The sequence below is a fragment of the Phaeovulum sp. genome, assembly GCF_047638075.1.
In the GTDB taxonomy this organism is placed as follows: domain Bacteria; phylum Pseudomonadota; class Alphaproteobacteria; order Rhodobacterales; family Rhodobacteraceae; genus UBA6197.
In genome coordinates this window covers 1-24,321 of record NZ_JBLJBV010000048.1, presented here as the reverse complement: position 1 = coordinate 24,321, position 24,321 = coordinate 1, and the positions used below count along the sequence as shown (strand labels likewise).

Below are 24,321 nucleotides of genomic sequence, written 5' to 3'. Positions count from 1 at the left end.
GCCGTCATGTCATTCAAACTCCATGATCACTTCGTCAACGCGCAGACTGGTACCCGGTGTCGCATTGATTTTCTTGACCACACCCTTCTTTTCGGCGCGTAGGGTATTTTCCATCTTCATCGCCTCGATCGTGGCCAGCGCCTGCCCTTCCTGAATTTCGTCACCCTCAGCCACGTTGATTTTAACGATCAGGCCGGGCATCGGGCACAACAAAAAGCGCGATGTATCTGGGGGCAGTTTTTCCGGCATCAGGCGCGCAAGTTCCGCCTGACGCGGGCTGCGTACATGCACCTTGAGATCGGCGCCCCGGCTTCGGATACGAAAACCACCGGGTATCTTACCAACCTTGAGCACGAGCGGATCACCGTCCACTTTCAGCCGCGCCAGCGCTTGCCCCGGCGTCCAGTCAGATGTGACCCGATGCCCGCCACCCCCGGCGAAGCTAACCGTCGCACCATCGGGGTCAGCCGCAATTTTAACTTTGTATTCAGTGCCCTGAAGCGTAACAACCCAATCATCTCCGATCAGGCGTTCATGATTTCCCAAGCGCCCTGATATGCGCGAGCGTCGTATCTCCGCCACGCGATTCATCGCTGCTGTTGCCGCCGCGATGCGCCGCAGCAGGTCTTCGGCCAAGGTCGCACCCTGAAACCCGTCGGGGTATTCTTCATCTATGAAAGCGGTGGTAATGTCGCCCGACACAAACCGCGGATGATCCATCACCGCGCCGACGAAGGGCAGGTTATGGCCGATGCCCTCGACCTCAAACGTATCCAGCGCGATCCGCATTTCCTCGATCGCCTGCGCGCGGGTCGGTGCCCATGTGCAGAGCTTGGCGATCATCGGGTCGTAATACATGCTGATCTCACCGCCCTCGAAAACGCCGGTGTCGTTACGCACAATGCCCTGCGCCGTCGGCCCTTCCACGGGCGGGCGATAGCGGGTCAACCGCCCGATCGACGGCAGAAAGTTGCGGTAGGGGTCTTCGGCATATAGGCGGCATTCCATCGCCCAGCCGTTGATTTTCAGATCCTCCTGCCTGAAGGGCAGCGGCTCGCCATTGGCAACACGGATCATCTGCTCGACCAGATCAACGCCGGTGATCAGTTCAGTCACCGGGTGTTCGACCTGAAGCCGGGTGTTCATTTCAAGAAAATAGAAATTGCGATCGCCGTCGACGATGAATTCTACTGTGCCTGCACTGGTATAGCCCACCGCGCGCGCCAGGGCACAGGCCTGTTCGCCCATTGCCTTGCGGGTTGCGGCATCCAGAAACGGCGAAGGCGCCTCTTCGATGACCTTCTGGTTGCGGCGCTGAATCGAACATTCCCGTTCGTGCAGATAGACATAGTTTCCGTGCTGATCAGCCAGCACCTGAATTTCAATATGGCGCGGCTGTGTGACGAACTTTTCAATAAAGATCCTGTCATCCCCAAAGCTGTTGGCCGCCTCGTTTTTTGACGACTCAAAGCCCTCGCGCGCCTCGGTATCGTTCCAGGCAATGCGCATACCCTTGCCGCCACCCCCGGCAGAGGCCTTGATCATCACCGGATAGCCGATCTGGTTCGAGATCGTCACCGCCTCATCGGCATCCGCGATCAGGCCCATATAGCCCGGCACGGTCGACACACCTGCCTCCATCGCCAGCTTCTTAGAGGTGATCTTGTCACCCATTGCCTCAATCGCGGGGCTGGGGGGGCCTATGAACACCACGCCTTCTGCCTCAAGTGCAGCGGCGAAATTCATGTTTTCGCTAAGAAATCCGTATCCGGGGTGAACCGCCTCGGCGCCGGTCTGGCGAATGGCCTCCATGATCTTGTCGATCACGATATAGGATTGGTTCGCGGGCGGCGGGCCGATGTGAACCGCCTCATCGGCCATCTTCACATGCAGCGCGTTGGCGTCGGCGTCAGAATAGACCGCCACCGTCTTGATCCCCATTTTCTTTGCTGATTTGATCACACGGCAGGCAATCTCACCCCGGTTGGCGATCAGGATTTTCTTGAACAAGGCGCTTTCCCCCTCAGTCGTGCCCAAATCGGGCCAAATGCGAAAAGGCCACCCGAAGGGCGGTTGCCCCCGGATGGCCTATGAATGGAACTTTGGCCGCGCAGAAGGCGCGGCGGATCAGATCAGTAGCAGGCAGGCAGGCCCGGAACGCCGCAGGACACACCGCCCGCGACGGCACCGATAAGCGCGCCTTTGGTCTTGCTGCCGCCGGTTGCGTCGGCAATGACAGCGCCCGCAGCGGCGCCACCGATGGTGCGCATTGCCGCCGAATTGGTCGGTGAATTACCACCGCCATAGTAGGGATCTGAACAGCCAGCCAAGGCGAAGGTGGCCAGGGCTGCCGCAGCGAGAGATATCTTGAACATGGAATACTGCCTCTTTCAGGGGTTTTTATCTTGGCCGACTCTAGCCATTCCCCCCAAAGACGAAAGCGGAAAAAGACGCTCCGCGAAACTGTGATCGGGCGATCGGCAAACCTTTGCCTAACCGCAAAAAGCTGCCTGATCCTAACGGGATCAGGCCAGAGGGATAGGGAAGGGATACGGACTTGACAAAAACGAAGCGAGGATCCGTGTAGCGCCTCGTTCGCCCGGTCAGCATGCGCTGTGCCCAACGGGATGGCAAAGTCGGATTTGCGCGCCAAAAGGTGTTCGGCGGCAATTTGCCAGTCGCGAAGGACGCTTGGCGAAATCATGCCCAATCGTCCTCGTCTTCACCCAAGCCCGGGGCTGCATCTGCCGCGAACACCTCGGGGAATGACACCATCGCGCGCTGCACGTTGATCTTTAGCAGCGCCTCGTAACTGGCCGGATCAAATGGCTCTTCGGCGGGCACCACCTCACGGCCAAACAGCCATGATAGCCGCCCCGCATCAAGATTTCCTCTTTCAAAGGGTTCTTCGCCAAAATGGTTCCAGAGCGCGGCCATAAAGCCGGCATCGGCCCGGCGGTCTGCGGGGGCGCGGTCCCGGAAACGTTCGCGCGCGATCAGTTTTGATATGCCCTTGGCATGGCTAGCGCGTCGAATGACGAATTGAAAATCCGTTCCCGGCAAGCGCCCGGGAAAAGCCCTGTGTTTCAGCATCTTGCACCCTCCTGTAACAGGTTCGGGCGCGGGCAAAGCGGAGCGGGCCCGGAAGCCCGCCCCGGATTTTTATTACTTGTACTTACCGGTATAGGTCGGTTCGACAGTGACTTCGTCCACGACCGGTTCGGTCTTGGCTGCACAAGCAGCGACGAAAGCAACCATTGCAAACGAAAGCAAAACCTTTTTCGACATTCCAGTCTCCTGTCCTTGCGGTTTCTGATGCCGGTTTTTCCTGCACCACACCGCCCATGATTCAAAACCCGAACCAATCCATATTGGCCCGATCCAAGGATAGCTTGTAAGCTCTGTGCCTCACAGGGGGAAATGCACGAAGGCACATTTTGTGGCGGCGGTGCATCAGCGCTGGGGGCGCAAACAGGGGGGCGGCAGTGACGCATCAATACATCTCCCAGACACACGCGGCGCCATCGGGGCGATAAGCCTCAAAATATTGGGTAGCCGCGGAATCTGTTGCGCCGAAATCCAAAGCCCGATCAGCAAGACTGATGATGATCTGCTGCGGCTGCGGCCCCAGGGATGACAGCCGCGGCAAGGCGTAAGTTTCACATAAGTAGGCCATGTCAACCAGCGCCTGCTCTGCGTCGACCGCCCCGTTTGCGGTGGCAATCATCGGCGCGAGAAACCGAAAACGGGCGGTCAACCCATCTGGGCCGGCGGCATCATTGATCGTCTCCAGCAAGGTTACCTCCTGCCCTGACGGCACCAATATCGGCTCTGCACCCAAGAGGGCCTGAGGCGCCATGGCAACCATCAGCGCAACCCAGACCCGGCTTTTCGCCAAACTGCCGTCAGAACCCATCCCAAGGCCTTTCATCCTGCCCCCTCACAACGGAATATTGTCGTGCTTCTTCCATGGGTTCGTCAGTTTTTTGGAGCGCAACGATGCAAACGCCCGCGTGACCCGTTTACGGGTTGAACGCGGTTGAATGACCTCATCGATAAAGCCCTTTTCGGCCGCAACAAACGGGTTGGCAAAGCGGCTTTCATAATCGGCGGTGCGGTCCGCTATCTTTGCGGCATCCCCCAATTCGCTACGGTAAAGGATCTCAACCGCGCCCTTGGCGCCCATCACCGCAATCTCTGCCGTGGGCCAGGCATAGTTGAAATCTCCGCGCAGGTGCTTGGACGCCATCACGTCATAGGCCCCGCCATAGGCCTTTCGGGTAATCACCGTGACCTTGGGCACCGTCGCTTCGCCATAAGCGAACAGCAGCTTTGCGCCGTGTTTGATCACGCCGCCAAATTCCTGACTCGTACCAGGCAAGAAACCCGGCACATCGACCAGTGTCAGGATCGGGATCTCGAATGCGTCGCAAAACCGCACAAACCGCGCCGCCTTGCGCGAACTATCAATATCAAGGCAACCCGCCAGCACCATCGGCTGGTTCGCCACCACGCCTACGGTCTGACCCTCAAGCCGGATGAATCCGGTGACAATATTGCCGGCAAAATCCTTCTGGATCTCAAAGAAATCGCCCTCGTCCGCAATCTTGGTAATCAGCTCTTTCATATCATAAGGCTGGTTTGGATTGCTGGGGATCAGTGTATCAAGGCTATCTTCCAGCCGCGCCACATCGTCAAAAAACGGTCTGACAGGGGCTTTTTCGCGGTTGTTCAACGGCAGAAAGTCGATCAGACGACGTGCCTCAGCCAAGGCCTCCACATCGTTCTCAAATGCGGCATCGGCCACGCTGGATTTGCGGGTATGGGTCGTAGCACCACCCAGTTCTTCGGCGGTGACAATCTCGTTGGTGACGGTTTTCACCACATCCGGCCCGGTCACAAACATGTAGGATGTGTCCTTCACCATGAAGATGAAATCGGTCATTGCCGGGCTATAAACCGCACCACCTGCACAGGGCCCCATGATCAGGCTGATCTGCGGCACCACGCCCGAGGCCATGATATTGCGCTGAAACACCTCAGCATAGCCCGCAAGGCTGGCCACGCCCTCTTGAATCCGCGCGCCACCAGAATCGTTGATGCCAATCACCGGAGCGCCATTTTGCATCGCCATGTCCATGATTTTGCAAATTTTCTGCGCATGGGTTTCCGAAAGCGAGCCCCCAAACACGGTAAAATCCTGACTGAACACATAGACCATCCGGCCGTTTACCGTGCCCCAGCCCGTAACGACACCGTCCCCCGCCGGGCGGTCCCCCTGCATGCCAAATTCGGTGCAGCGGTGTGACACAAACATGTCGAATTCTTCAAAGCTGCCCTCGTCCAACAGCAACTCAAGCCGTTCACGCGCAGTCAGTTTGCCCTTCGCGTGCTGCGCATCAATTCTGCGCTGGCCCCCGCCTTTACGGGCTATGTCACGACGTATTTCCAGTTCTTGAATAATCTTGTTCATGGCACATCCCCTCCGGCAATTGGGGGCACCCTATACAAGTCAATATCCGTTACAAAGCGAATTTCAGAAAATTTGCAAACTATAAATCGACAAATAACTGCGAATTGCAACCTTGCAAATAGACGCTCGCTTCCCAACACTTGAAATTCAGCGCCAACAGTCAATCCATTGCTGTGCGTTCTTTGGTAACTTTTGGCCGTTCGGCAAGGGGGCACTGGCTTTTATCTTTTCGGGCCTGCCTGGATGAATTGGGGGCCTAAGTACTTGACTAACCGATAAGCGCGATCACGGGCGTCCGGGCCTTGCACTTGGATTACAAACGAACCTCAAACCCACAAAAAAATCCTAGCGGCGGACAGGCCCAGCAGAGCGTCGCGCCTAAGTCGATGCCCCCCCTCCGGCAACGCGCCATCCCCCCAGCTTAGGCGCAAGGGTCGCGTGCCGCCTCACGCTCTGCAGTATCCTGCGCGACTCAATGCATATAAATAGAAAAGCCCCGGCAAGACCGGGGCTTTCTGTCGTCTTTTCAATCGTGCTCAGAGCCCCATGTGGGTGCCCAAAGCCTCCATGTCGGCCAGCAGTTTCGCCGCCGCATCGACACCGTCAATCTTTGCCGTCGCCTTGAACTCACGCGCTTCGGCAACCATTTCGGCGTGGAAGGCGGCGGTCAGTTCGGCTTTGGGCATTGCCCGCTCGGCCAGGACCGTAACGCCATCGGCACTGATTTCGGCAAAGCCGCCGGTCACCGCATAATCGGCGGTGCCCTCGGATGAAACCACGGTCAGGATACCGGGACGCAGGCCGGTGATCAGCGGCGCATGGCCCGGCATCGCGGTCAGGTCGCCGTCGGCGCCCGGAATCCGCACCTCGCGGGCCTCAACGGAAGCTAGCTTGCGTTCAGGGGCCACGAGATCGAATTGCATCGTATCGGCCATGTTCCCAACCCTCCTTATGCTGCTTCAGCAGCCAGACGCTGGGCCTTGGCGATCACTTCCTCGATGCCGCCGACCATATAGAAGGCCGCTTCGGGAAGGTGGTCGTATTCACCCGCCACAACTGCCTTGAACGATTTGATCGTGTCTTCCAGCGGCACCTGTTTGCCGTCGGCACCGGTGAACACCTTGGCCACGTCGAACGGCTGGCTAAGGAAACGCTGGATCTTGCGCGCCCGCGCAACGGCCAGTTTGTCCTCTTCCGACAATTCGTCCATCCCGAGGATGGCGATGATGTCTTGCAGCGATTTGTAGCGCTGAAGGATCTGCTGCACGTCGGTTGCGACCTTGTAATGCTCTTCACCGATCACCGCCGGGTCCAGCAGACGCGAGGTCGAGTCGAGCGGGTCCACGGCCGGGTAGATCCCCAGTTCCGAGATTGCACGCGACAGAACGGTCGTGGCGTCGAGGTGGGCGAACGAGGTGGCCGGAGCCGGGTCGGTAAGGTCGTCGGCCGGAACGTAGACGGCCTGTACCGAGGTGATCGAGCCTGCCTTGGTCGAAGAGATGCGTTCCTGCATCGCGCCCATATCGGTCGCCAGGGTCGGCTGATAGCCCACGGCCGAGGGGATACGGCCCAAGAGTGCCGACACCTCAGAACCCGCCTGGGTAAAGCGGAAGATGTTGTCCACAAAGAACAGCACGTCCGAGCCGGTATCGTCGCGGAACTGTTCTGCGAGCGTCAGACCCGACAGGGCAATCCGCATGCGGGCCCCCGGCGGCTCGTTCATCTGGCCGTAAACCAGCGCGATTTTCGATTTTTCCAGATCATCAGGAACGATAACGCCGGATTCGATCATCTCGTGGTAAAGGTCGTTACCCTCGCGCGTCCGCTCGCCCACGCCGGCAAACACCGACACGCCCGAGTGCACTTTGGCGATGTTGTTGATCAATTCCATGATCAGAACCGTCTTGCCCACGCCGGCACCACCGAAGAGGCCGATCTTTCCGCCCTTGGTGTAGGGTGCGAGCAGGTCGATCACCTTGATACCCGTCACGAGGATCTCGGTTGCGGTGGACTGCTGGTCAAACGCCGGTGCGTCGCCGTGAATGGCGCGGCGCGCTTTGGTCGAGACCGGACCCTTTTCGTCAACCGGCTCACCGATAACGTTCAGGATGCGGCCGAGCGTCGCGTTGCCGACCGGAACGGTGATTGGTCCGCCGGTATCCGTCACACGCTCACCGCGCACCAGTCCTTCGGTGGCGTCCATGGCGACGGTGCGCACGGTATTTTCGCCAAGGTGCTGGGCAACCTCCAGAACCAGTCTTTTGCCGTTATTGGTGGTTTCCAGGGCGTTCAGAATAGCCGGAAGGCTATCTTCGAACTGGACGTCCACCACGGCGCCGATCACCTGCGTGATTTTGCCAATAGCTGTGGTCATTTACTTTCTCCGTCTCGTTCAGAGCGCCTCGGCGCCCGAAATGATTTCGATGAGCTCTTTGGTGATCGCGGCCTGACGCGAGCGGTTATACTGGATAGTCAAACGGTTGATCATGTCACCCGCGTTACGGGTGGCGTTATCCATCGCAGACATCCGGGCACCCTGTTCGGAAGCCCCGTTTTCCAGCAGCGCCGCAAAGACCTGTGTGGCAAGCCCGCGCGGCAGAAGGTCGGCTAGGATCGTCTCTTCCGAAGGTTCATATTCATAACCGACGGCAACCGTTGCCTCGCCTTCAAAATGCGCCGGGATCACTTGAAGCGCGGTCGGAATCTGGCTGATCACCGATTGGAAGCGGTTGTAAAACAACGTGGCGACATCGAATTCGCTGGCATCAAACCGCGCCAGAATATCGCGCGCGATGCTGGAGGCGTTTTCATAGCCGACCCGTTTCACTTCGGTCATGTCGACGTGACCCACGAAATGGGCACCGTATTCACGACGTAGCTGTTCGCGGCCCTTCTTGCCAACGGTCATGATCTTGACCGTCTTGCCCTGCGCCAACAACTCGGTGATCCGCGCACGGGCAAGCCGCACGATGGACGAGTTGAAACCGCCGCAAAGCCCACGCTCCGAGGTCATCACCACCAGAAGATGGATCTGATCCGACCCCGTCCCGGCCAGAAGCCGAGGGGCAGAGTCCGATCCGCCAACCGACGCGGCAAGCCCCGCCATGACGTCTTTCATCCGCTCGGCATAAGGCCGGGCAGCCACGGCGGCGTCTTGGGCGCGGCGTAATTTTGCCGCCGCGACCATCTGCATCGCCTTGGTGATCTTGCGCGTATTCTTGACGCTCTCGATCCGGTTCTTCAGGTCCTTAAGGCTGGCCATATCCCTGTCCTCTCCACCCGACGCTTACGCGAAGGTCTTGGCGAATTCTTCGATGGCAGCCTTGATGCGATCCTCGGCTTCACCTTTGACTTTCGGGTCTTCGTTGGTGATGAAGTCCAGAATGTCGCGGCGGTTCGTGCGCAGGTGCGTCAACAGACCCTGCTCAAACCGGCTGACATCCTTGACCGCAACCGCATCAAGATAGCCCTTGGTGCCGGCGAAGATGACGCAGACGATTTCCGCATTGGTCAGCGGTGAATACTGCGGCTGCTTCATCAGCTCGGTCAGGCGGGCGCCACGGTTCAGCAGCTTTTGCGTCGCCGCATCAAGGTCAGAGCCGAACTGAGCAAAGGCCGCCATTTCGCGGTACTGCGCCAGTTCCAGCTTGACCGGACCCGCAACCGATTTCATCGCGTTGGTCTGGGCGCTTGATCCCACGCGCGACACCGACAGACCGGTGTTCACGGCCGGGCGGATGCCCTGGTAGAACAGGTCGGTTTCCAGGAAGATCTGGCCATCGGTGATCGAGATCACGTTGGTCGGAATAAAGGCCGACACGTCGCCACCCTGGGTTTCGATGATCGGCAGCGCCGTCAGCGAGCCGCCGCCAAAATCCTTGTTCAGCTTGGCCGAACGTTCCAGCAAACGAGAGTGCAGGTAGAAAACGTCGCCCGGATAGGCTTCGCGTCCGGGCGGACGGCGCAGCAAGAGCGACATCTGACGGTAGGACACAGCCTGTTTGGAAAGGTCATCATAGATGATCAGCGCGTGTTTGCCGCCATCCCGGAAATATTCCGCCATGGCTGTCGCAGAGTAGGGTGCGAGAAACTGCATAGGTGCGGGGTCAGAAGCGGTCGCGGCGACAACGGTGGTATACTCCATCGCGCCGGATTCTTCGAGCTTCTTGACCAACTGCGCCACGGTCGAGCGTTTCTGCCCGATAGCAACATAGAAGCAGTGCAGTTTGTTCGACGGATCTGCGTCGTTGTAGGATTTCTGGTTCAGGATCGTGTCAAGTGCGATTGCGGTTTTGCCAGTCTGGCGGTCACCGATGATCAGTTCGCGCTGACCGCGGCCAACCGGGATCATGGCGTCAATCGACTTCATGCCCGTTGCCATCGGTTCGTGAACCGATTGGCGTGGGATGATACCCGGCGCTTTCACGTCAGCGATGCGGCGTTCGGTCGCCTCGATCGGGCCTTTGCCGTCGATCGGGTTGCCAAGACCGTCAACGACGCGGCCCAGCAGGGCCTCGCCCACCGGCACGTCCACGATGGACTTGGTGCGCTTGACGGTATCGCCTTCCTTGATGTCACGGTCAGAACCGAAAATAACGATACCGACGTTGTCGACTTCAAGGTTCAGCGCCATACCCCGGATGCCGCCCGGAAACTCGACCATTTCGCCCGCCTGGACGTTGTCGAGCCCGTGGACGCGGGCAATACCGTCACCGACGGAAAGCACGCGGCCAACTTCGGCCACCTGGGCATCTTGCCCGAAATTCTTGATCTGCTCCTTGAGGATAGCAGAGATCTCTGCGGCTTGGATTCCCATTATCCGACCTCTTTCATGGCATTCTGGAGAGAAGCGAGTTTCGCGGCGATCGACGTATCGATCATCTTGGAACCCAGCTTGACGATCATCCCGCCGATGAGTTTTTCATCGACAGACATGGCGAGTTTGACGGTCTGGCCCGTCTGCGCCTTCAGCGTTTTGGCCAGCTTGTCGGCCTGAGCGGCTGTAAGCGCCGTGGCAGAGGTGACCGTGGCGGTCACTTCGCCTTTTTCTTCAGCAATGCGGGCGGCAAGACCCGCCAGCAGGTGCGGCAGCGCAAAAAGGCGGCGTTTGACCGCCATAAGCGCCAGGCCGTTGGCCAGCGGGGTCGATAGCCCCATTTTTTTGGCCAGCGCGGCAATTGCATGGCCCTGCTGATCGCGGGTGTAGATCGGCGAGCCGATCAGATCGCGCAGATCGGCGCTGCCCGTCAGGGCCTCGCGCAGGGCGGTCACATCCGCCTCAAGGGCAGTCAGCCCCTTGGCATCGCGTGCAAGTTCGAAAATGGCCGTGGCATAACGCCCGGCGATGGCAGCGGAAATCGAAGCTGGTTCGGACACGTCAACCCTTCCGATGTCTTGGCCCCTGCCGTTGCGCTTATGCTGCACGGTCAGAAACCCCCTTGACGTGCAGTCGCCCACACGCCCAATTCGGCGCGGGTCTAGCAGAGCAATTCCCGCGCGGCAACCGTCTTGAACAAGAGAAAGTGATTGCGAATGGTGCTAATTGTCGCCCCCCCTATGTAGCGGCCGATTTTGCGGGATCGGAGTTGGGGCGCTAACGGGGATCGCGCCGGTGCAAAGGGAACGCGGGGGGGGGGAATCAGCCTGAGGCTGGCAAAGCAGCGGGACGGTGAGGGTGTTTGCGGCGGCAGGAGCCTCCGGCGGGAGTATTTTGGCCAAGGAAAAGTCGAAAAAACGGGGGCTAGGCCGGGTCTGCGACCGGGCGGACGGCACCTTCGAGTACCGACAGCGGTTTGCGTACCCGCGCGCCGAGACCGGGGCGGCGCGGCGAGTGGATCTGCTTTGATACCTCAAGCATGACCACGCCGGCGGCCAGGAGCCCCGAGACGCGGCTGCCCATACGTTCCCACATCGGAGCCGAGCGCAGCCAGAAGCGACGATGTGAGGGCGGGATGTAAAGAGCGGCAGCGTGGCGTTCGGGGACGAAACCGGCGCGCCGGGCCTGGGCGTCAAGTTGGCCCAGCGTATAGGGGCGGCCAAAGCCGAACGGCGTAGATTCGCTCGGCGCCCAAAGTCCGGCGCGATTGGGCACCACAAAAAGCGCCCGCCCACCGGGACCGAGGACGCGCCAGCATTCCTCCATCAGGGCGGTGGGGTTGTTGGCGGTTTCCAGGCCGTGCATCAGAATCAGGCGGTCAACCATGCCGGTTTCAAGCGGCCAGCGCGTTTCCTCGGACAGGGCCGAGACATTGGGCATGCCTGCGGGCCATGGCATGACCCCTTGGGCCGCGGGCATCAACCCGATGACCCGGCGCGCCTGTTCCAGATAGGGGCGCAAAAGCGGCACAGCAAAACCGTAGCCAACCACTGTCTGGCCGGCGATGCCCGTGGCCGGCCATAGGCTGACCACCCGGTCACGCACCGCTTTTTGCGCCGCACGCCCCAATTGGGTGCGATAATAGAAATTGCGCAGGTCAAGAACGTCAAGATGCATTGCGCGCGGGCGATCCTTGGGCGAAGCTCTGGGTGCAGCATACGGAAAAGAACACGAAACACCATGCCCTTGGAAATTGTCACCATCCCCTGTCTGAAAGACAACTACGCCTATCTGGTTCATGACCCGGCGACTGACACCACAACCGTGGTCGATGCCCCCGAGGCCGGGCCGATCCTGCGCACGCTTTATGAGCGGGGCTGGAAGTTGAGCCATGTCCTGATCACCCACCACCATGCCGACCATATCGACGGGGTGCCGATGCTGGAGGCTGCGACCGGTGCGCGGGTAATCGGCGCCGAGGTCGATGTGGGCCGGCTGCCTGCGCTAACCGAAAGCGTCCGTCCCGGCGACGTGATTCCGATCGGGATGCAGATGGTGGAGGTGATCGACGCGCCGGGCCACACGCTGGGCCATATCGCCTGGTATTTTTCTTCGGCCGGGCTGGTGTTTACCGGCGACAGCCTGATGAGCTGGGGCTGCGGGAGGCTGTTTGAGGGCACTGCCGCGCAGATGTGGGAAACGTTGCAACAGCTTTCGGCCCTGCCACCCGAGACGCTGATCTGTTCGGGCCATGAGTATACCGAAGCGAATGGCCGCTTTGCCCTGTCGCTGGAGCCCGACAACCCGGCCCTATTGGCGCGGATGGCGGCGGTTCGCGACGCGCGGGCGAAGGGCGAGCCGACGGTGCCGGTGACCCTGGCGCTGGAACTGGCGACCAATCCGTTTCTGCGCGCCTCGGACCCGGTGATGAAGGCGCTGCTGGAATTGCAGGGCGCGCCCGATGTCGAGGTTTTCGCCGCCCTGCGCAACCGCAAGGACCGGTTCTAGACTTCAGCGCCCCGCAGGTGGCACCGGGCTGCCCTGGTCCGTGGTTTTATCACTGCCCGTCACGTCTGCTGCCTGGGCTGCGGCGGCGCGGCGCTGGCGTAGCGCATCAGCAATGAACAGCCTGGAAAGCGCGTGATAGACCGGTTCAGGCGCGACAAAACGCGATGTGCCATAGCCAAGCATCGCCGCTACCATGATTGCGATGACATTGTCGTGGTTACCGGTCATTTCGAAAATGATCACGAAGGCAGTCATCGGGGCTTGCGTGACCCCTGCGAAATACCCCGCCATGCCCACGATTGCGCCGATGCCGATGCTGGAGCCAAGCACCACCGCCACGCTGGCCCCCAAACCCGCCCCCACCGATAGAGAGGGCGCAAACAGCCCACCGGGAATACCTGAAACCGTGGCGGCGAGGGTGGCCAGAAACTTGCCCAGAAAATACGTCGCGGTGGGGGCCTCGCCCTCAACCGCGGCGCGGGCCTGGTCATAACCGGTGCCGAAGGTCTCACCGTTGCAGGCCAGACCCACCACCGCGGTAATCATCCCGGCCGCGAATGCCAGTTGTACGGCGCGCCAACGCGGCGCCGAGGTCCGCCAGCGGCGGATACGCCGGGTCAACGCGATCACGAGGCGACTGAATAGCCCCCCCATCAGCCCCCCGACAAGCCCGCAGACGACGACCGCCAGCGCATCCTGCGGAAAGGTCGCACTGGCATATGAGACACCGAAATATGTGTAGGAGCCAAGGATACCCAGCGATGCCAACCCCGCAATGATCACCGCCGACAGCACCACGCCGTTGGTGCGTGCCTGATAGGTGCGGCCCATTTCCTCGATGGCAAAAACGATACCAGCCAGTGGGGTGTTGAACGCCGCCGCAACACCGGCCGCTGAACCGGCAAGGATCAGCCCGCGCGCGTTGGCCATGCGCCCTACCCGCGCCGATTGCAGCATGATCGCGGCACCGATCTGCACGGTCGGCCCCTCCCGCCCGACCGAGGCACCGCAGGCCAGCCCCGCCACCGTCAGAAATATCTTTCCAATGGCAATGCGGAGCGACAAAAGCCCGCCCCGGTCGGGACGGTCGCGCAGATGACGCGAGGCAATAGCTTGTGGAATGCCTGACCCCTGGGCCCCTGGAAACCAGGTACTGGACGCCAGCGCGCAGACCACGAACCCCAGAGGCGTCAGCACCAGCGGCAAAAGATTGCCAGAGCCCGGTTGGGTCATAAGGATAAAAAGGCCCTGCGCATAATCCGCACCCCAGGCAAAACCCGCGCTGATGGCCCCAATAGCCAAGGCTCCGGCCCAAAACACCAGCCGCGTTTTCCAAAGGCGGCGTGAGACCACCAAAGCACGCGAACGTCGCAGCATGGCGATGCGCGAAACCTTCAGACTTCTCATGCTTCCTCTCTCGCATTCATCTATGCTGCATGCGCCCCCATCGGGGCCAATGCAACCCGGTTTGGCCCCAGGATCCGACGCCGGGGCGCTGGCGGTGGCGTTTCAGCACAGCATGGGGCTGGACCTTTGGCCTACACTATGTTCACTTTTCAGCCAAAGCACCGGTCTATGGTGAAATTTATGCAGGCAGGGGTTGAAGAACGGCAATTTCCACCGAAGTTTAACCATATGAGATGAGAGTTGGTGCAGGCGTAACAGAGGCGCCCCGCAAGACCCAAAGGAAAGGAGCACCACATGCCTTCGTTTTCGACAACGCTCGAACAAGCCATCCATGGTGCGCTGGCGCTGGCAAATGCCCGGCGCCATGAACTCGCCACGTTGGAACACCTGCTGCTGGCCTTGATCGACGAACCCGACGCCGCGCGCGTGATGCGCGCCTGCTCGGTTGATCTTGACGATTTGCGCCGGACCCTGACCGAATTCATCAATGATGATTTATCCACACTGATCACCGATGTTGAGGGCTCCGAAGCGGTCCCGACAGCTGCGTTTCAGCGGGTAATCCAACGTGCCGCGATCCATGTGCAAAGCTCGGGCAGGACCGAGGTTACTGGGGCCAACGTATTGGTCGCCGTTTTTGCCGAACGCGAATCGAATGCCGCGTTTTTCCTGCAAGAGCAGGACATGACCCGCTATGACGCGGTGAATTTCATTGCCCACGGTGTTGCGAAAGACCCCGAATTCGGTGAGGCCCGTCCCGTGCTGGGCGCCGATGAAGAGGCCCAACAGGTGCCGCCAGGCGAGGCCAAGGAATCGGCCCTGGCAAAGTTTTGCGTGGACCTGAACGACAAATCGAAAAAGGGCGATATTGACCCGTTGATCGGCCGCGAGGCCGAGGTGGAGCGCTGCATTCAGGTGCTGTGCCGCCGCCGCAAGAACAACCCGCTGCTGGTGGGCGACCCCGGTGTCGGCAAAACCGCGATTGCCGAAGGGCTGGCGTTAAAGATCACCCGCGGCGAAACACCGGACATCCTTTCAAAATCAACGATTTACAGCCTCGATATGGGCGCGCTTCTGGCGGGCACCCGCTACCGCGGTGATTTTGAGGAACGGCTGAAAGCGGTGGTGAAGGAACTGGAAGAGCATCCCGATGCGATTCTGTTCATCGACGAAATCCATACCGTGATTGGCGCCGGGGCGACCTCGGGCGGGGCGATGGACGCCTCGAACCTGCTGAAACCTGCGCTGCAGGGCGGCAAACTGCGGTGCATGGGCTCCACGACCTACAAGGAATACCGCCAGCACTTTGAAAAGGACCGCGCGCTGAGCCGTCGGTTCCAGAAGATCGACGTGAATGAACCCAGCGTGGGCGATTCGATCAAGATCCTGATGGGGCTGAAACCCTATTTCGAAGAGCATCACGAGATCCGCTATACCAATGAGGCGATCAAATCAGCGGTCGAACTGTCGTCGCGCTACATCCACGACCGCAAACTGCCCGACAAGGCGATCGACGTGATCGACGAAGCCGGTGCCGCACAACACCTGCTGCCCGACAGCAAGCGCCGCAAGACGCTGGGCGCGAAGGAAATTGAGGCGGTCGTCGCCAAAATCGCACGGATTCCGGCCAAATCGGTGTCAAAAGACGATGCCGAAGTGCTGCGCGATCTGGAAAAATCGCTCAAGCGGGTGGTTTTCGGGCAGGACAAGGCGATCGAGGCGCTGGCCTCTGCAATCAAACTGGCGCGGGCGGGTCTGCGCGAGCCGGAAAAACCGATCGGGAACTATCTGTTCACCGGCCCCACCGGCGTAGGCAAGACCGAGGTGGCCAAGCAATTGGCTGACACGCTGGGGGTAGAGCTGCTGCGGTTTGACATGTCGGAATACATGGAAAAACACGCGGTTTCGCGGCTGATCGGCGCGCCGCCGGGCTATGTCGGGTTCGATCAGGGCGGGATGCTGACGGATGGGGTGGACCAGCATCCGCATTGCGTGCTGCTGCTCGATGAGATGGAAAAGGCGCATCCCGATGTCTACAACATCCTTTTGCAGGTGATGGACCACGGAAAGCTGACCGATCACAACGGCCGCACGGTTGATTTTCGCAATGTGATCCTGATCATGACCTCAAACGCGGGCGCCACCGAACTGGCAAAGGCCGCGATCGGCTTTGGTCGTGACAAGCGCGAGGGTGAGGATACGGCAGCGGTAGAACGCACCTTCACGCCGGAATTCCGCAACCGCCTGGATGCGGTGGTCAGCTTTGCCGCGCTGCCGCCCGAGGTGATTTTGAAGGTGGTGGACAAGTTCGTGCTGCAACTGGAAGCGCAGCTGATCGACCGCAATGTTCATATCGAACTGACGGCCGAGGCGGCGCAATGGCTGGCCGACAAGGGCTATGACGACCGGATGGGCGCGCGCCCGCTGGGCCGCGTAATTCAGGAGCATATCAAAAAGCCCCTGGCCGAGGAGTTGCTGTTTGGCAAACTGACCAAAGGCGGCGTCGTCAAGGTCAGCGTCAAGGACGGCTCCCTGGTACTTGAGGTGGAAGAGCTGCAAAAGCCGCGGCTTACAGGATCGAAACCACCCTTGCTGACCGCCGGGTGATTGCACGGCGCTAGGCATCTGCTCGGCCTTGGCCCGGCGGATGCTTAGCGTTCGGTCAGTTTCAGTTCGATCCGGCGGTTTTGCGCTCGCGCTTCGGGGGTGTCGCCTGCCGCCACCGGGCGAAATTCGCCAAATCCGGTCGCCGCAAGGCGTGAGGGCGCAAAGCCCAGATCGTCGATCATGTAGCGCACGACCGAAAGTGCGCGGGCTTGGCTTAGCTCCCAGTTATCGGCAAAGGCGCCCTGCCCCGACAGTGGCACGTCGTCGGTATGGCCATCCACGCGCAGGATCCAGTCGATCTCGGGGGGGATCTTGTCGGAAACGTCGCGCAGCATCGCCACCACATCGGCAATCTGCGCACGACCCTCTGGCGACAGGTTGGCCGATCCGGGTTGGAACAGCACCTCGGACGAAAATACGAACCGGTCGCCCACCACCCGCACGCCCTCGCGCCCGGCAAGGATTGCCGACAGCCGCCCGAAAAATTCGCTGCGGTAGCGGGTCAGTTCGCGGGCCTCTTCCTGCGCGCGCAGCTTTGCCGCCTCTTCCAGCTCAGCGCGTCTGCGCTGCTCCGAAGCGACCTGCGCTAGGGCCGCGTTCAACTGCGTGCCAAGGCTTTCGACCTGCACCTTCGCCTCGGCGTCGCGGGCGGCCGAATCATCCAGCACGGCCTGAAGCGCGCCCAACTGGCGGCGTAGCGCCGCGATCTGCTGGTTCAAAAGCGCCACCCGGCGTTCCGCCTCGGCCGAAGTCGCCTGCTGTTTGGCCAGTTCCGCATTGGCCACCGCAAGAAGGGCGGCCTGGCGTTCCGCCTCAGAGCCGGGGCCGATACTGGCCTCAAGGTCGCGTTTCGCGGCCTCGGCTGCGGCCAGAAGAGTCAGTGTTTCTTCGGCTTTCTTGCGGCTTTGTTCCAGCGAGAGGGTCATCGCGGTGATTTCAGTATCAGCATTTTTCAGACGTTCGCGCAGCGCCTCAAGGGCGGCGGCATCGGCTAGCTGGGTTGCCTCGGCGGTGGATAGCTGCGTTTGGGCGGCGGCAAGTTTACCTTCGGCGGTATCGGCACGGGCACGCAGATCGGCGGTCAGGGCCTCAAGTGCCTCGCGGCGCGCGGCGGCAAGACGGGCGGCCTCGGCAGCGGTGTCAATTTCACTACGCACGGACGCCAGCGCAAGGTTAAGCGCCTCGGCCTCGGAACGGGCGATATCGCGGGCGGATTCGGCGCTGGCAGCGGCGCTGCGGGCGGCGTCGCGTTCCGTCAGCAGCGTGGCGACCTGCGCCTCGAACGAGGTGATACGGGTTTCGGCGGCGGCCAGATCGCGGCCCTTTGCTTCAAGCTGACCGGTCAGCGTGGCAATCAGCGAGGATTGCGCGGCAGCGGCATCGCGGGCCGCGTCCAGATCCCCGGTCAGGGTACGGGTTTTCACCTGCTCCAGCGACAGCGCCTGCGCCAGCCCTGCGACCTGTTCCGACAGCACCGACAGTTCGGAATCCTGCGTGGAAATCGTGTCACGCAACACCGATTGCACCACCATGAAGATGGTCAAAACGAACATCAGCACCAACAAAAGCGCGGTCATCGCGTCGACGAAACCGGGCCAGATCGTAGCCGAGAACCGTTGGTTGCCGCGCCGGGCCAGGGCCATGGATCAGCCCTCCTCGGCTTCGCGGCTGCGCTGCGACAGGATTGCGCGCGTCAGCCCGGCGAAATCGTTGCGCAGCTCGGCCATGCTTTCCTGACGACCCGCCGCGATCTCTTCCAAAAGCCGCAGCATCTGCACATCGATCGAGCGCAGCCGCATCCGGGTTTCGGCGCCATCGGGAAGGGCGGCGGCGTGATGGGCCTCAAGCGTGGCCAAAAGCCGATCCTGCCCGTCAGCAATCCGTTCCATCTGAGGTGCGGCGCCGGGGTCGGCCTCAAGCCGCTGGGTCATCCGCTCGATCGACTGGGCAAGCGCGCCAAGGCGGGCATCAACGCCTATGCGTGCCGCATCGCTATGCGCGAAAATCTCTTGCAGGGTTTCCATCTGTTGCGCCATGTGGTCAAGCACGCCCACAACCATGCCCGCCTCGCCGCCCTCGCCTTCTGCACCGGCAAAGGACAGACGGGTAATGGAGGAAATCCATTCTTCCAGCTCGCGGTAAAAACGGTTTTGCCCGTGGGTCACGAACAGCTCCAAAAGCCCCACCACCAGCGACCCCGCCAACCCCAGAAGTGATGAGGAAAACGCCGTGCCCATGCCGCCAAGCTGCGCCTCAAGCCCGGTCATCAGCTTGTCAAACACCACCATCGAGCTTTCGCCCTCTTGCGGGGCAAGCGCGCGAATGGTTTCGACTACCGCCGGAACAGTGGTGGCCAGCCCGTAGAACGTACCCAGAAGCCCAAGAAAAATCAGCAGGTTAGCCAGATAGCGCGTGATATCGCGGGCCTCGTCAATGCGGGTGGCAACGGATTCGAGGATTGAGCGCGAGGATGAGGTGGCAATTTCGCGGCGCACGCCCCGCGCGCCCAGAAGGGCCGCCAAGGGCGCCAGCAGCAAGGGTGCCTTGGCCTGCGGACGGCCGGGCCGGTCCGCCGCAAAGCTTTCGATCCAGTTGACCGATTGCACCAATTGCACCACCTGCCAAAAGCAGGCCAGAATGCCGAACACAAAGACCGCAAAAATCAGCCCGTTCAGCCAGATATTGGCCGAAAAGATCGGATAGATCCGGGCATAGGCGAACCAGCCGCCCATCAGCACCAGACCCACCACGATCAGCATCATTGCAACCTGACGCACCGGCTGGGAAAACTGCGGCTCCGTCTGACGTACCGGCGCTCTCATTCCCGGCCCCTTCTGGCTTGGTCTTTTGCGGCGAGGATAGGCGGCGACGGCGGCGCTGCCAAGCCCTAACCCTTCAGCGCCGTAACCCGTGTCACCAGCCAGTCAAGTTCCGGGTCTGGCAGGCCCAGTTCATGCAGGTGACGCGCGGTATTGAACAGGTAGTCCACGTTGGGGCCACGGTCGCCGCGGGCCCGGGCGATGATCTGGGCCTGATCCTCGGGGGTCAGGCCGGCCCAATACTGTGGGTGCTGGTGGTCAATGACAAAAGTAATGGCATTAACCTGCCGCCCATCATTCAGCATGACCGGCAGGTTGCGTTCAAGATAGGCCGAGGAAATCAGCTCGCGCGCGCGCAAATAGGCCAGCACCTCGTCCTCGCTGCCGGGGGCCGCGCGAAAGGCCAAACCCGCACAGGCAGAACTGGGCACACTATCAAGCGCCAGCACCAGCCCCGGCGCAATATCCGTACCGCGATAGGTGATCGAGCGCATACAAAATGAACGCTGCCAGCCGATAAGTCGTGCGGGCAGCGCCTCGGCAGGCTGAAAGCCGGGGTTCCAGATCAGCGAGCCATAGCCGAAGATCCAAAGCGGGGTGTGGTTTGTCTGGTTCTCATTCATGGGGGCAGATAAACAGGGCACGGGAAAAATGGAAAGGGGCGCAATGCGCAAGTTGATCGGATTGGTGGTGGTGCTGCTGGCGCTGTATGGCGGCTATTGGCTGGTGGGCAGCCGGGCCGCGCTGCGCGGGGCCGAGACGGCACTGATCAACGCGCGCGCCGAAGGCTGGGGCGATGCCGAGGCGGTGCATCTGGCGGGGTTCCCCTCGCGGTTTGATCTGACCTTCACCGCGCCGATGCTGCGCCGGGCCGATGGCGCCGTGGAATGGCGCGCAGGGACGATGCAGATTTTGATGCTGAGCTACCGCCCAAACGAGGTGATCGCCTGGTTTCCGCATGAACAGGTGCTGCGCGCCGCCGGACAGGACTATGCCGTAACGGTCGAGGATATGCGCGCCAGTGCCGGGGTCAGTGCCAGCCCCGACCTGCCGCTTAGCCATGTCACGCTGGTGATCAAGACCCCGCAGATTGCGGCGCCCGATGGCAGCACCCTGGCGGCGGCTGAGGTGCGCGGGGCGATCCGGGCGGCGGGCGAACCGGGGCGCTACGATCTGGGGGTAGAGGTGATCGACCTTGACCTGCCGGGCGCGACGCTTGCCACGCTGGCAAACGGGGCGACGATCCCCCAGCGGATCGAGTGGCTGCATCTGGATGCGGCGCTAAGCTATGACCGGCCGCTGGACCGGCACACGGGGGAAACGCCGCCACGACTGCTGGCCACTGATCTGCGCGATTTTGAACTGCACTGGGGCGGGATGGCCCTGGCCGCGCAAGGCACGGTCGAGATTACCGCCACCGGCCAGCCCGAGGGGCGCATCCTGCTGCGCGCAACCGAATGGCGGCGGATGCTGGATATGGCGGTGGATGCGGGGTTGATTGCCCCGAAACTGGCCCCAACGATGCAGGCCTTAGGGGCGCAGATGGCCGCAGCCTCGGGCGGAGAGGTGTTGGAACTGCCGCTGGTCTTTGCCAATGGCCGAATGAGCCTTGGCCCCCTGCCGCTAGGCGCCGCGCCCTATTTACAGTAACCTCTGGCGCGGTAGCGGGCGACCAGACGGCTATGTTTCCGTGCCTGTCGTGGCGGGCGCGCCACGGCCAAAATCCGGCGCGGCGGTGTCTTGACCGGCCTCGATGATGCCGCGGCGGATGGCACGGGTGCGGTTGAAATAGTCATACAGCTGCTGCCCGTCGCCCATGCGAATGGCGCGTTGCAGCATGAACAGCTCTTCGGTGAAACGGCCCAGAATATCAAGCGTGGCATCCTTGTTGGTCAAGAACACGTCGCGCCACATCGTCGGATCCGAGGCGGCGATGCGGGTAAAATCGCGAAAGCCGGCGGCTGAATATTTGACAATCTCGGATTCGGTCACGCGGCGCAGATGATCCGCAACGCCCACCATCGTATAGGCGATCAGGTGCGGGGTGTGGCTGGTGACGGCCAGCACCAGGTCATGGTGCGCGGCCCCCATCTCGTCAACATTGGCGCCGATGCCTTCGCACAGCGTACGCAGCCGCGCGGTGGCGGCGGGGTCCCCGTCGGGTAGCGGGGTCAAAAGCCACCAACGGTTTTGAAACAGCGTTGCAAAACCCGCGCGCGGACCGGAATGCTCGGTCCCCGCCAAGGGGTGGCCGGGCACGAAATGCACCCCCGCAGGGATATACGGGGCGACCGCCTCGATCACCGCCTGCTTGACCGACCCCACATCGGTCACCGTGGCGCCGGGTGCAAGATTCGGGCCAATCTGCGCCGCAATTTCGGCCATGCTGCCCACCGGCACACAAAGCACCACCAGATCGGCACCCGCCACCGCCTCGGCTGCGGTTTCATAAACCCGGTCACACAGGCCGATTTCCAGCGCGACGGCCCGCGTCTCGGGGCTGCGCGCATGGCCGGTGATTTCCCCCGCCAACCCTTTCCAGCGCATCGCATGGGCCATGGACGACGCGATCAGCCCCAAACCGATCAGCGCCACGCGGTTGTAAATGGGCGCATTCATGGCGCGGCCTTACCCTGCGCCTTGAACCGGCCGATGGCATGGGCGACCCGGCGGCACGACGATTCGTCACCGACCGTGATGCGCAGACAATGGGGTAAGCCATAGCCCGAAACGCGCCGCACGATCAGCCCTTCGGCCCTGAGATAGTCGTCGCAGGCGGTTGCGTCGGCCTCATCGGCAAAGCGCGCCAGAATGAAGTTCGCGGTGGAAGTATCTGACGGAACACCCTTTTCTGCCAACGCCTCAGCCAGCCAGGCGCGCATGCGCGTATTTTCATCGCGGCATCTTGTGACGTGGTCCTGATCGCGCACAGCGGCTTCGGCGGCCTCAAGCTGGGCGTTCGACAGGTTGAACGGCCCCCTGATCCGGTTCAGCACATCAATGATTGCGCGCGGACCATAGCCCCAACCAATGCGCAAGCCCCCCAGCCCGTAGATCTTGGAAAAGGTCCGCGTCATAAAAACGTTGGGCAGACGGGTGGCCAGATCCGCGCCGCCATCATAGCCCTCGACATATTCGGCATAGGCACCATCAAGCACCAGAATGGCCTGTTTCGGCAGAGCCTTGGCCAGCCGCTCCACCTCGGCCAGGCCGATCATCGTGCCGGTCGGGTTGTTGGGGTTCGCCAGAAACACCAGTTTCGTCTTTTTGCCGCAGGCCGCCAAAATCGCGTCCACATCGGTTGTGCGTTCACGTTCAGGCACCGCAACAGGCGCAGCCCCGGCCGCCATCGCGGATATCCGGTACATCAGAAAACCGTGTTCGGTAAACACTACCTCATCGCGCGGCCCGGCATAGGCCTGACACAGGAAATGGATGATCTCATCGCTTCCGACACCGCAGATAATCCGCGCCGGGTCTAGCCCGTGCGCCTCGCCAATCGCGTCGCGCAGTGCGGCATGATCAGTGTTGGGGTAGCGGTTCAGCCGGTGAACCGCGCGGGAGAACGCCTCCTTGGCGCGGTCTGACGGGCCGAAGGGATTTTCGTTCGACGACAGTTTCACCGCATCGGTCAGCCCCGCCACATGGGCCGCCCCGCCCTCATATAGCGCGATATCCATGATGCCCGGCTGCGGCTTGATATAGTCTGACATACGAAAACTCCCCGTCTGAAAAGACTTCTAGCGGGCGCAAGAGGCCATTGCCAGCGGGATATTGCCGATAGGGGCCATGAAAAAACAGACCTGTCGCGCGGCCAGCCTCTTACAATAAATGATGCACAAATTTCTGAGGTTGGCCAACTTTATTCCTGACTACGCAGGATGCAGCGGATTCACAGCGGTTTTCACTGAACGATCTCTCGAAAATATCTTCGACAGGCCCCAAGCGGCATTTGCCACACCCCTGTCGTGGGATCGACATCAACTTCTGTCGCAATCCGCGATGCGGCCTTTTTATGGTGCCGCACGGCAAGGTTATTGGATCTGTATCCGATAAATCCTAAGCTTGCGGTGCGTGCGGCCATCATTCGATCATTAAGAAAAATCGCGCCATCGTTCAAGAATACGAACGACTACGCAAGCAATATAAAGAGGCATTCCCAAGGACGCTTGCTAGAACTCTGATTGCGGAAATCACGGCAAGGCACGCGATATACATCCAAGCCTCTATCGTAAGTCCGGCAAGACGGCGAACGGCGCGCAACGATGGAACAGCAAAGCCTGTATGAAGTCCTACTCGGTCGGGTCGAGCATCCGAAGACAGAAACGTAGCCACAACAGCCGCGACATACTCTGGCAACTGACGAACGGGACACCGATCTCGAAGATTTGCGATTTTACAAAGATGTCTGCACGCGATGTCTATGCGAAAATTGACTTCATCTACGAACAGGTCATCGACTTCACCGCGAGGCGAGAAAAGATGTTTGTCGGCGTTGATTGGGAAACCGTTGGTCGTCACCTTGCCACCGATTCCCAAGCCTTACATCTCAACTGGCTCAACAAGCGCACCAGGGCGCAGATTGCTGCACAACACCTATGCACCGCGTACGCAAACAGCGGATACATAATGGCCGCTGCGTGTTTCGCGTGATGGTGGGCGCTAATTTCACGGGATCGTGGGCAGTCATT

General features: G+C 61.0%; 22 protein-coding genes. 4 read left to right on the top strand and 18 right to left on the bottom strand.

Translation table 11 applies throughout. From position 1 onward, the window contains the following. Window positions 1–9: 9 nt before the first annotated feature. The 12 genes from ACM62R_RS07365 to ACM62R_RS07310 form a co-directional block, all read right to left on the bottom strand. Window positions 10–2,010, bottom strand: a complete 2,001-nt coding sequence (locus ACM62R_RS07365) for an acetyl-CoA carboxylase biotin carboxylase subunit (protein WP_415183410.1) — start codon at window positions 2,008–2,010, stop codon at window positions 10–12. Window positions 2,011–2,132: 122 nt separating this feature from the next. Continuing rightward, a complete protein-coding gene (locus tag ACM62R_RS07360) occupies window positions 2,133–2,375 on the bottom strand; it encodes a hypothetical protein (RefSeq protein ID WP_415183409.1) in 243 nt (80 codons plus the stop codon). A gap of 325 nt (window positions 2,376–2,700) precedes the next feature. After that, window positions 2,701–3,093, bottom strand: a complete 393-nt coding sequence (locus ACM62R_RS07355; RefSeq protein ID WP_415183408.1) for a hypothetical protein — start codon at window positions 3,091–3,093, stop codon at window positions 2,701–2,703. Window positions 3,094–3,165: 72 nt separating this feature from the next. Beyond that, complete coding sequence (locus ACM62R_RS07350; RefSeq protein ID WP_415183407.1) at window positions 3,166–3,288, bottom strand: hypothetical protein; 123 nt, start codon at window positions 3,286–3,288, stop codon at window positions 3,166–3,168. A gap of 205 nt (window positions 3,289–3,493) precedes the next feature. Next, on the bottom strand, window positions 3,494–3,931 hold the full coding sequence (locus ACM62R_RS07345) for a DUF6497 family protein (RefSeq protein WP_415183406.1): 438 nt from the start codon (window positions 3,929–3,931) through the stop codon (window positions 3,494–3,496). 9 nt (window positions 3,932–3,940) lie between these two features. Next, window positions 3,941–5,473 (bottom strand): acyl-CoA carboxylase subunit beta, encoded by a 1,533-nt coding sequence (locus ACM62R_RS07340; protein ID WP_415183405.1) that lies wholly within the window; start codon window positions 5,471–5,473, stop codon window positions 3,941–3,943. Between the two features lie 536 nt (window positions 5,474–6,009). Beyond that, window positions 6,010–6,408: a F0F1 ATP synthase subunit epsilon gene (locus tag ACM62R_RS07335; protein ID WP_415183404.1), complete on the bottom strand. Its 399-nt coding sequence runs from the start codon at window positions 6,406–6,408 to the stop codon at window positions 6,010–6,012. A gap of 14 nt (window positions 6,409–6,422) precedes the next feature. Continuing rightward, window positions 6,423–7,847: a F0F1 ATP synthase subunit beta gene (gene atpD / locus ACM62R_RS07330; RefSeq protein WP_415183403.1), complete on the bottom strand. Its 1,425-nt coding sequence runs from the start codon at window positions 7,845–7,847 to the stop codon at window positions 6,423–6,425. Between the two features lie 18 nt (window positions 7,848–7,865). Then, window positions 7,866–8,735: a F0F1 ATP synthase subunit gamma gene (locus ACM62R_RS07325; protein ID WP_415183402.1), complete on the bottom strand. Its 870-nt coding sequence runs from the start codon at window positions 8,733–8,735 to the stop codon at window positions 7,866–7,868. A gap of 24 nt (window positions 8,736–8,759) precedes the next feature. Then, window positions 8,760–10,289 (bottom strand): F0F1 ATP synthase subunit alpha, encoded by a 1,530-nt coding sequence (gene atpA, locus ACM62R_RS07320; RefSeq protein ID WP_415183401.1) that lies wholly within the window; start codon window positions 10,287–10,289, stop codon window positions 8,760–8,762. Continuing rightward, on the bottom strand, window positions 10,289–10,849 hold the full coding sequence (locus ACM62R_RS07315; protein ID WP_415183400.1) for a F0F1 ATP synthase subunit delta: 561 nt from the start codon (window positions 10,847–10,849) through the stop codon (window positions 10,289–10,291). Before ACM62R_RS07315 ends, atpA begins: the two co-directional genes overlap by 1 nt. A 364-nt stretch (window positions 10,850–11,213) precedes the next feature. Then, complete coding sequence (locus ACM62R_RS07310) at window positions 11,214–11,966, bottom strand: methyltransferase domain-containing protein (protein ID WP_415183399.1); 753 nt, start codon at window positions 11,964–11,966, stop codon at window positions 11,214–11,216. Between the two features lie 63 nt (window positions 11,967–12,029). On the opposite strand from ACM62R_RS07310, the gene gloB reads away from it, so the two are divergent. Then, window positions 12,030–12,797: a hydroxyacylglutathione hydrolase gene (gloB, locus tag ACM62R_RS07305; RefSeq protein WP_415183398.1), complete on the top strand. Its 768-nt coding sequence runs from the start codon at window positions 12,030–12,032 to the stop codon at window positions 12,795–12,797. Between the two features lie 3 nt (window positions 12,798–12,800). On the opposite strand, the gene ACM62R_RS07300 is transcribed toward gloB, so the two are convergent. Further along, window positions 12,801–14,204, bottom strand: a complete 1,404-nt coding sequence (locus ACM62R_RS07300) for a chloride channel protein (RefSeq protein ID WP_415183397.1) — start codon at window positions 14,202–14,204, stop codon at window positions 12,801–12,803. Between the two features lie 294 nt (window positions 14,205–14,498). On the opposite strand from ACM62R_RS07300, the gene clpA reads away from it, so the two are divergent. Beyond that, window positions 14,499–16,811 carry an ATP-dependent Clp protease ATP-binding subunit ClpA gene (gene clpA / locus ACM62R_RS07295; protein ID WP_415183396.1) on the top strand — a complete coding sequence of 771 codons (2,313 nt, stop codon included), beginning with the start codon at window positions 14,499–14,501 and terminating at the stop codon, window positions 16,809–16,811. 44 nt (window positions 16,812–16,855) lie between these two features. Here the strand turns inward: clpA and ACM62R_RS07290 are convergent, their stop codons facing one another. From ACM62R_RS07290 to ACM62R_RS07280, 3 genes are all read right to left on the bottom strand, one after another. After that, entirely contained in the window at window positions 16,856–18,454 is a 1,599-nt protein-coding gene (locus ACM62R_RS07290) for a peptidoglycan -binding protein (RefSeq protein WP_415183395.1), read from the bottom strand. Window positions 18,455–18,457: 3 nt separating this feature from the next. Then, window positions 18,458–19,633, bottom strand: coding sequence for a biopolymer transporter ExbB (locus ACM62R_RS07285; RefSeq protein WP_415183394.1), 1,176 nt, complete (start codon window positions 19,631–19,633; stop codon window positions 18,458–18,460). Window positions 19,634–19,698: 65 nt separating this feature from the next. Next, window positions 19,699–20,253: a gamma-glutamylcyclotransferase gene (locus ACM62R_RS07280; RefSeq protein WP_415183393.1), complete on the bottom strand. Its 555-nt coding sequence runs from the start codon at window positions 20,251–20,253 to the stop codon at window positions 19,699–19,701. A gap of 43 nt (window positions 20,254–20,296) precedes the next feature. Between ACM62R_RS07280 and ACM62R_RS07275 the strand changes: the two genes are divergently transcribed. Next, the gene (locus tag ACM62R_RS07275; RefSeq protein WP_415183392.1) at window positions 20,297–21,280 is read left to right on the top strand and encodes a DUF2125 domain-containing protein; all 984 of its coding nucleotides are present in this window, start codon (window positions 20,297–20,299) and stop codon (window positions 21,278–21,280) included. A 30-nt stretch (window positions 21,281–21,310) separates the two neighbouring features. On the opposite strand, the gene ACM62R_RS07270 is transcribed toward ACM62R_RS07275, so the two are convergent. Then, the gene (locus ACM62R_RS07270) at window positions 21,311–22,249 is read right to left on the bottom strand and encodes a prephenate/arogenate dehydrogenase family protein (protein WP_415183391.1); all 939 of its coding nucleotides are present in this window, start codon (window positions 22,247–22,249) and stop codon (window positions 21,311–21,313) included. Next, complete coding sequence (gene hisC, locus ACM62R_RS07265; protein ID WP_415183390.1) at window positions 22,246–23,343, bottom strand: histidinol-phosphate transaminase; 1,098 nt, start codon at window positions 23,341–23,343, stop codon at window positions 22,246–22,248. The genes ACM62R_RS07270 and hisC overlap by 4 nt, the downstream gene beginning before the upstream one ends. Window positions 23,344–24,034: 691 nt before the next feature. Between hisC and ACM62R_RS07260 the strand changes: the two genes are divergently transcribed. Next, on the top strand, window positions 24,035–24,283 hold the full coding sequence (locus ACM62R_RS07260) for a hypothetical protein (RefSeq protein ID WP_415183389.1): 249 nt from the start codon (window positions 24,035–24,037) through the stop codon (window positions 24,281–24,283). Window positions 24,284–24,321 lie beyond the last annotated feature (38 nt).

Excerpts from the sequence above, each read along its gene's own strand:
- ACM62R_RS07360 (WP_415183409.1), bottom strand. The coding sequence starts at position 2,375 with ATGTTCAAGATATCTCTCGCTGCGGCAGCCCTGGCCACCTTCGCCTTG.
- ACM62R_RS07355 (WP_415183408.1), bottom strand. The coding sequence starts at position 3,093 with ATGCTGAAACACAGGGCTTTTCCCGGGCGCTTGCCGGGAACGGATTTT.
- ACM62R_RS07350 (WP_415183407.1), bottom strand. The coding sequence starts at position 3,288 with ATGTCGAAAAAGGTTTTGCTTTCGTTTGCAATGGTTGCTTTCGTCGCT.
- ACM62R_RS07345 (WP_415183406.1), bottom strand. The coding sequence starts at position 3,931 with ATGAAAGGCCTTGGGATGGGTTCTGACGGCAGTTTGGCGAAAAGCCGG.
- ACM62R_RS07340 (WP_415183405.1), bottom strand. The coding sequence starts at position 5,473 with ATGAACAAGATTATTCAAGAACTGGAAATACGTCGTGACATAGCCCGT.
- ACM62R_RS07335 (WP_415183404.1), bottom strand. The coding sequence starts at position 6,408 with ATGGCCGATACGATGCAATTCGATCTCGTGGCCCCTGAACGCAAGCTA.
- atpD (WP_415183403.1), bottom strand. The coding sequence starts at position 7,847 with ATGACCACAGCTATTGGCAAAATCACGCAGGTGATCGGCGCCGTGGTG.
- ACM62R_RS07325 (WP_415183402.1), bottom strand. The coding sequence starts at position 8,735 with ATGGCCAGCCTTAAGGACCTGAAGAACCGGATCGAGAGCGTCAAGAAT.
- atpA (WP_415183401.1), bottom strand. The coding sequence starts at position 10,289 with ATGGGAATCCAAGCCGCAGAGATCTCTGCTATCCTCAAGGAGCAGATC.
- ACM62R_RS07310 (WP_415183399.1), bottom strand. The coding sequence starts at position 11,966 with ATGCATCTTGACGTTCTTGACCTGCGCAATTTCTATTATCGCACCCAA.
- gloB (WP_415183398.1), top strand. The coding sequence starts at position 12,030 with ATGCCCTTGGAAATTGTCACCATCCCCTGTCTGAAAGACAACTACGCC.
- ACM62R_RS07300 (WP_415183397.1), bottom strand. The coding sequence starts at position 14,204 with ATGAGAAGTCTGAAGGTTTCGCGCATCGCCATGCTGCGACGTTCGCGT.
- clpA (WP_415183396.1), top strand. The coding sequence starts at position 14,499 with ATGCCTTCGTTTTCGACAACGCTCGAACAAGCCATCCATGGTGCGCTG.
- ACM62R_RS07290 (WP_415183395.1), bottom strand. The coding sequence starts at position 18,454 with ATGGCCCTGGCCCGGCGCGGCAACCAACGGTTCTCGGCTACGATCTGG.
- ACM62R_RS07285 (WP_415183394.1), bottom strand. The coding sequence starts at position 19,633 with ATGAGAGCGCCGGTACGTCAGACGGAGCCGCAGTTTTCCCAGCCGGTG.
- ACM62R_RS07280 (WP_415183393.1), bottom strand. The coding sequence starts at position 20,253 with ATGAATGAGAACCAGACAAACCACACCCCGCTTTGGATCTTCGGCTAT.
- ACM62R_RS07275 (WP_415183392.1), top strand. The coding sequence starts at position 20,297 with ATGCGCAAGTTGATCGGATTGGTGGTGGTGCTGCTGGCGCTGTATGGC.
- ACM62R_RS07270 (WP_415183391.1), bottom strand. The coding sequence starts at position 22,249 with ATGAATGCGCCCATTTACAACCGCGTGGCGCTGATCGGTTTGGGGCTG.
- hisC (WP_415183390.1), bottom strand. The coding sequence starts at position 23,343 with ATGTCAGACTATATCAAGCCGCAGCCGGGCATCATGGATATCGCGCTA.
- ACM62R_RS07260 (WP_415183389.1), top strand. The coding sequence starts at position 24,035 with ATGTCTGCACGCGATGTCTATGCGAAAATTGACTTCATCTACGAACAG.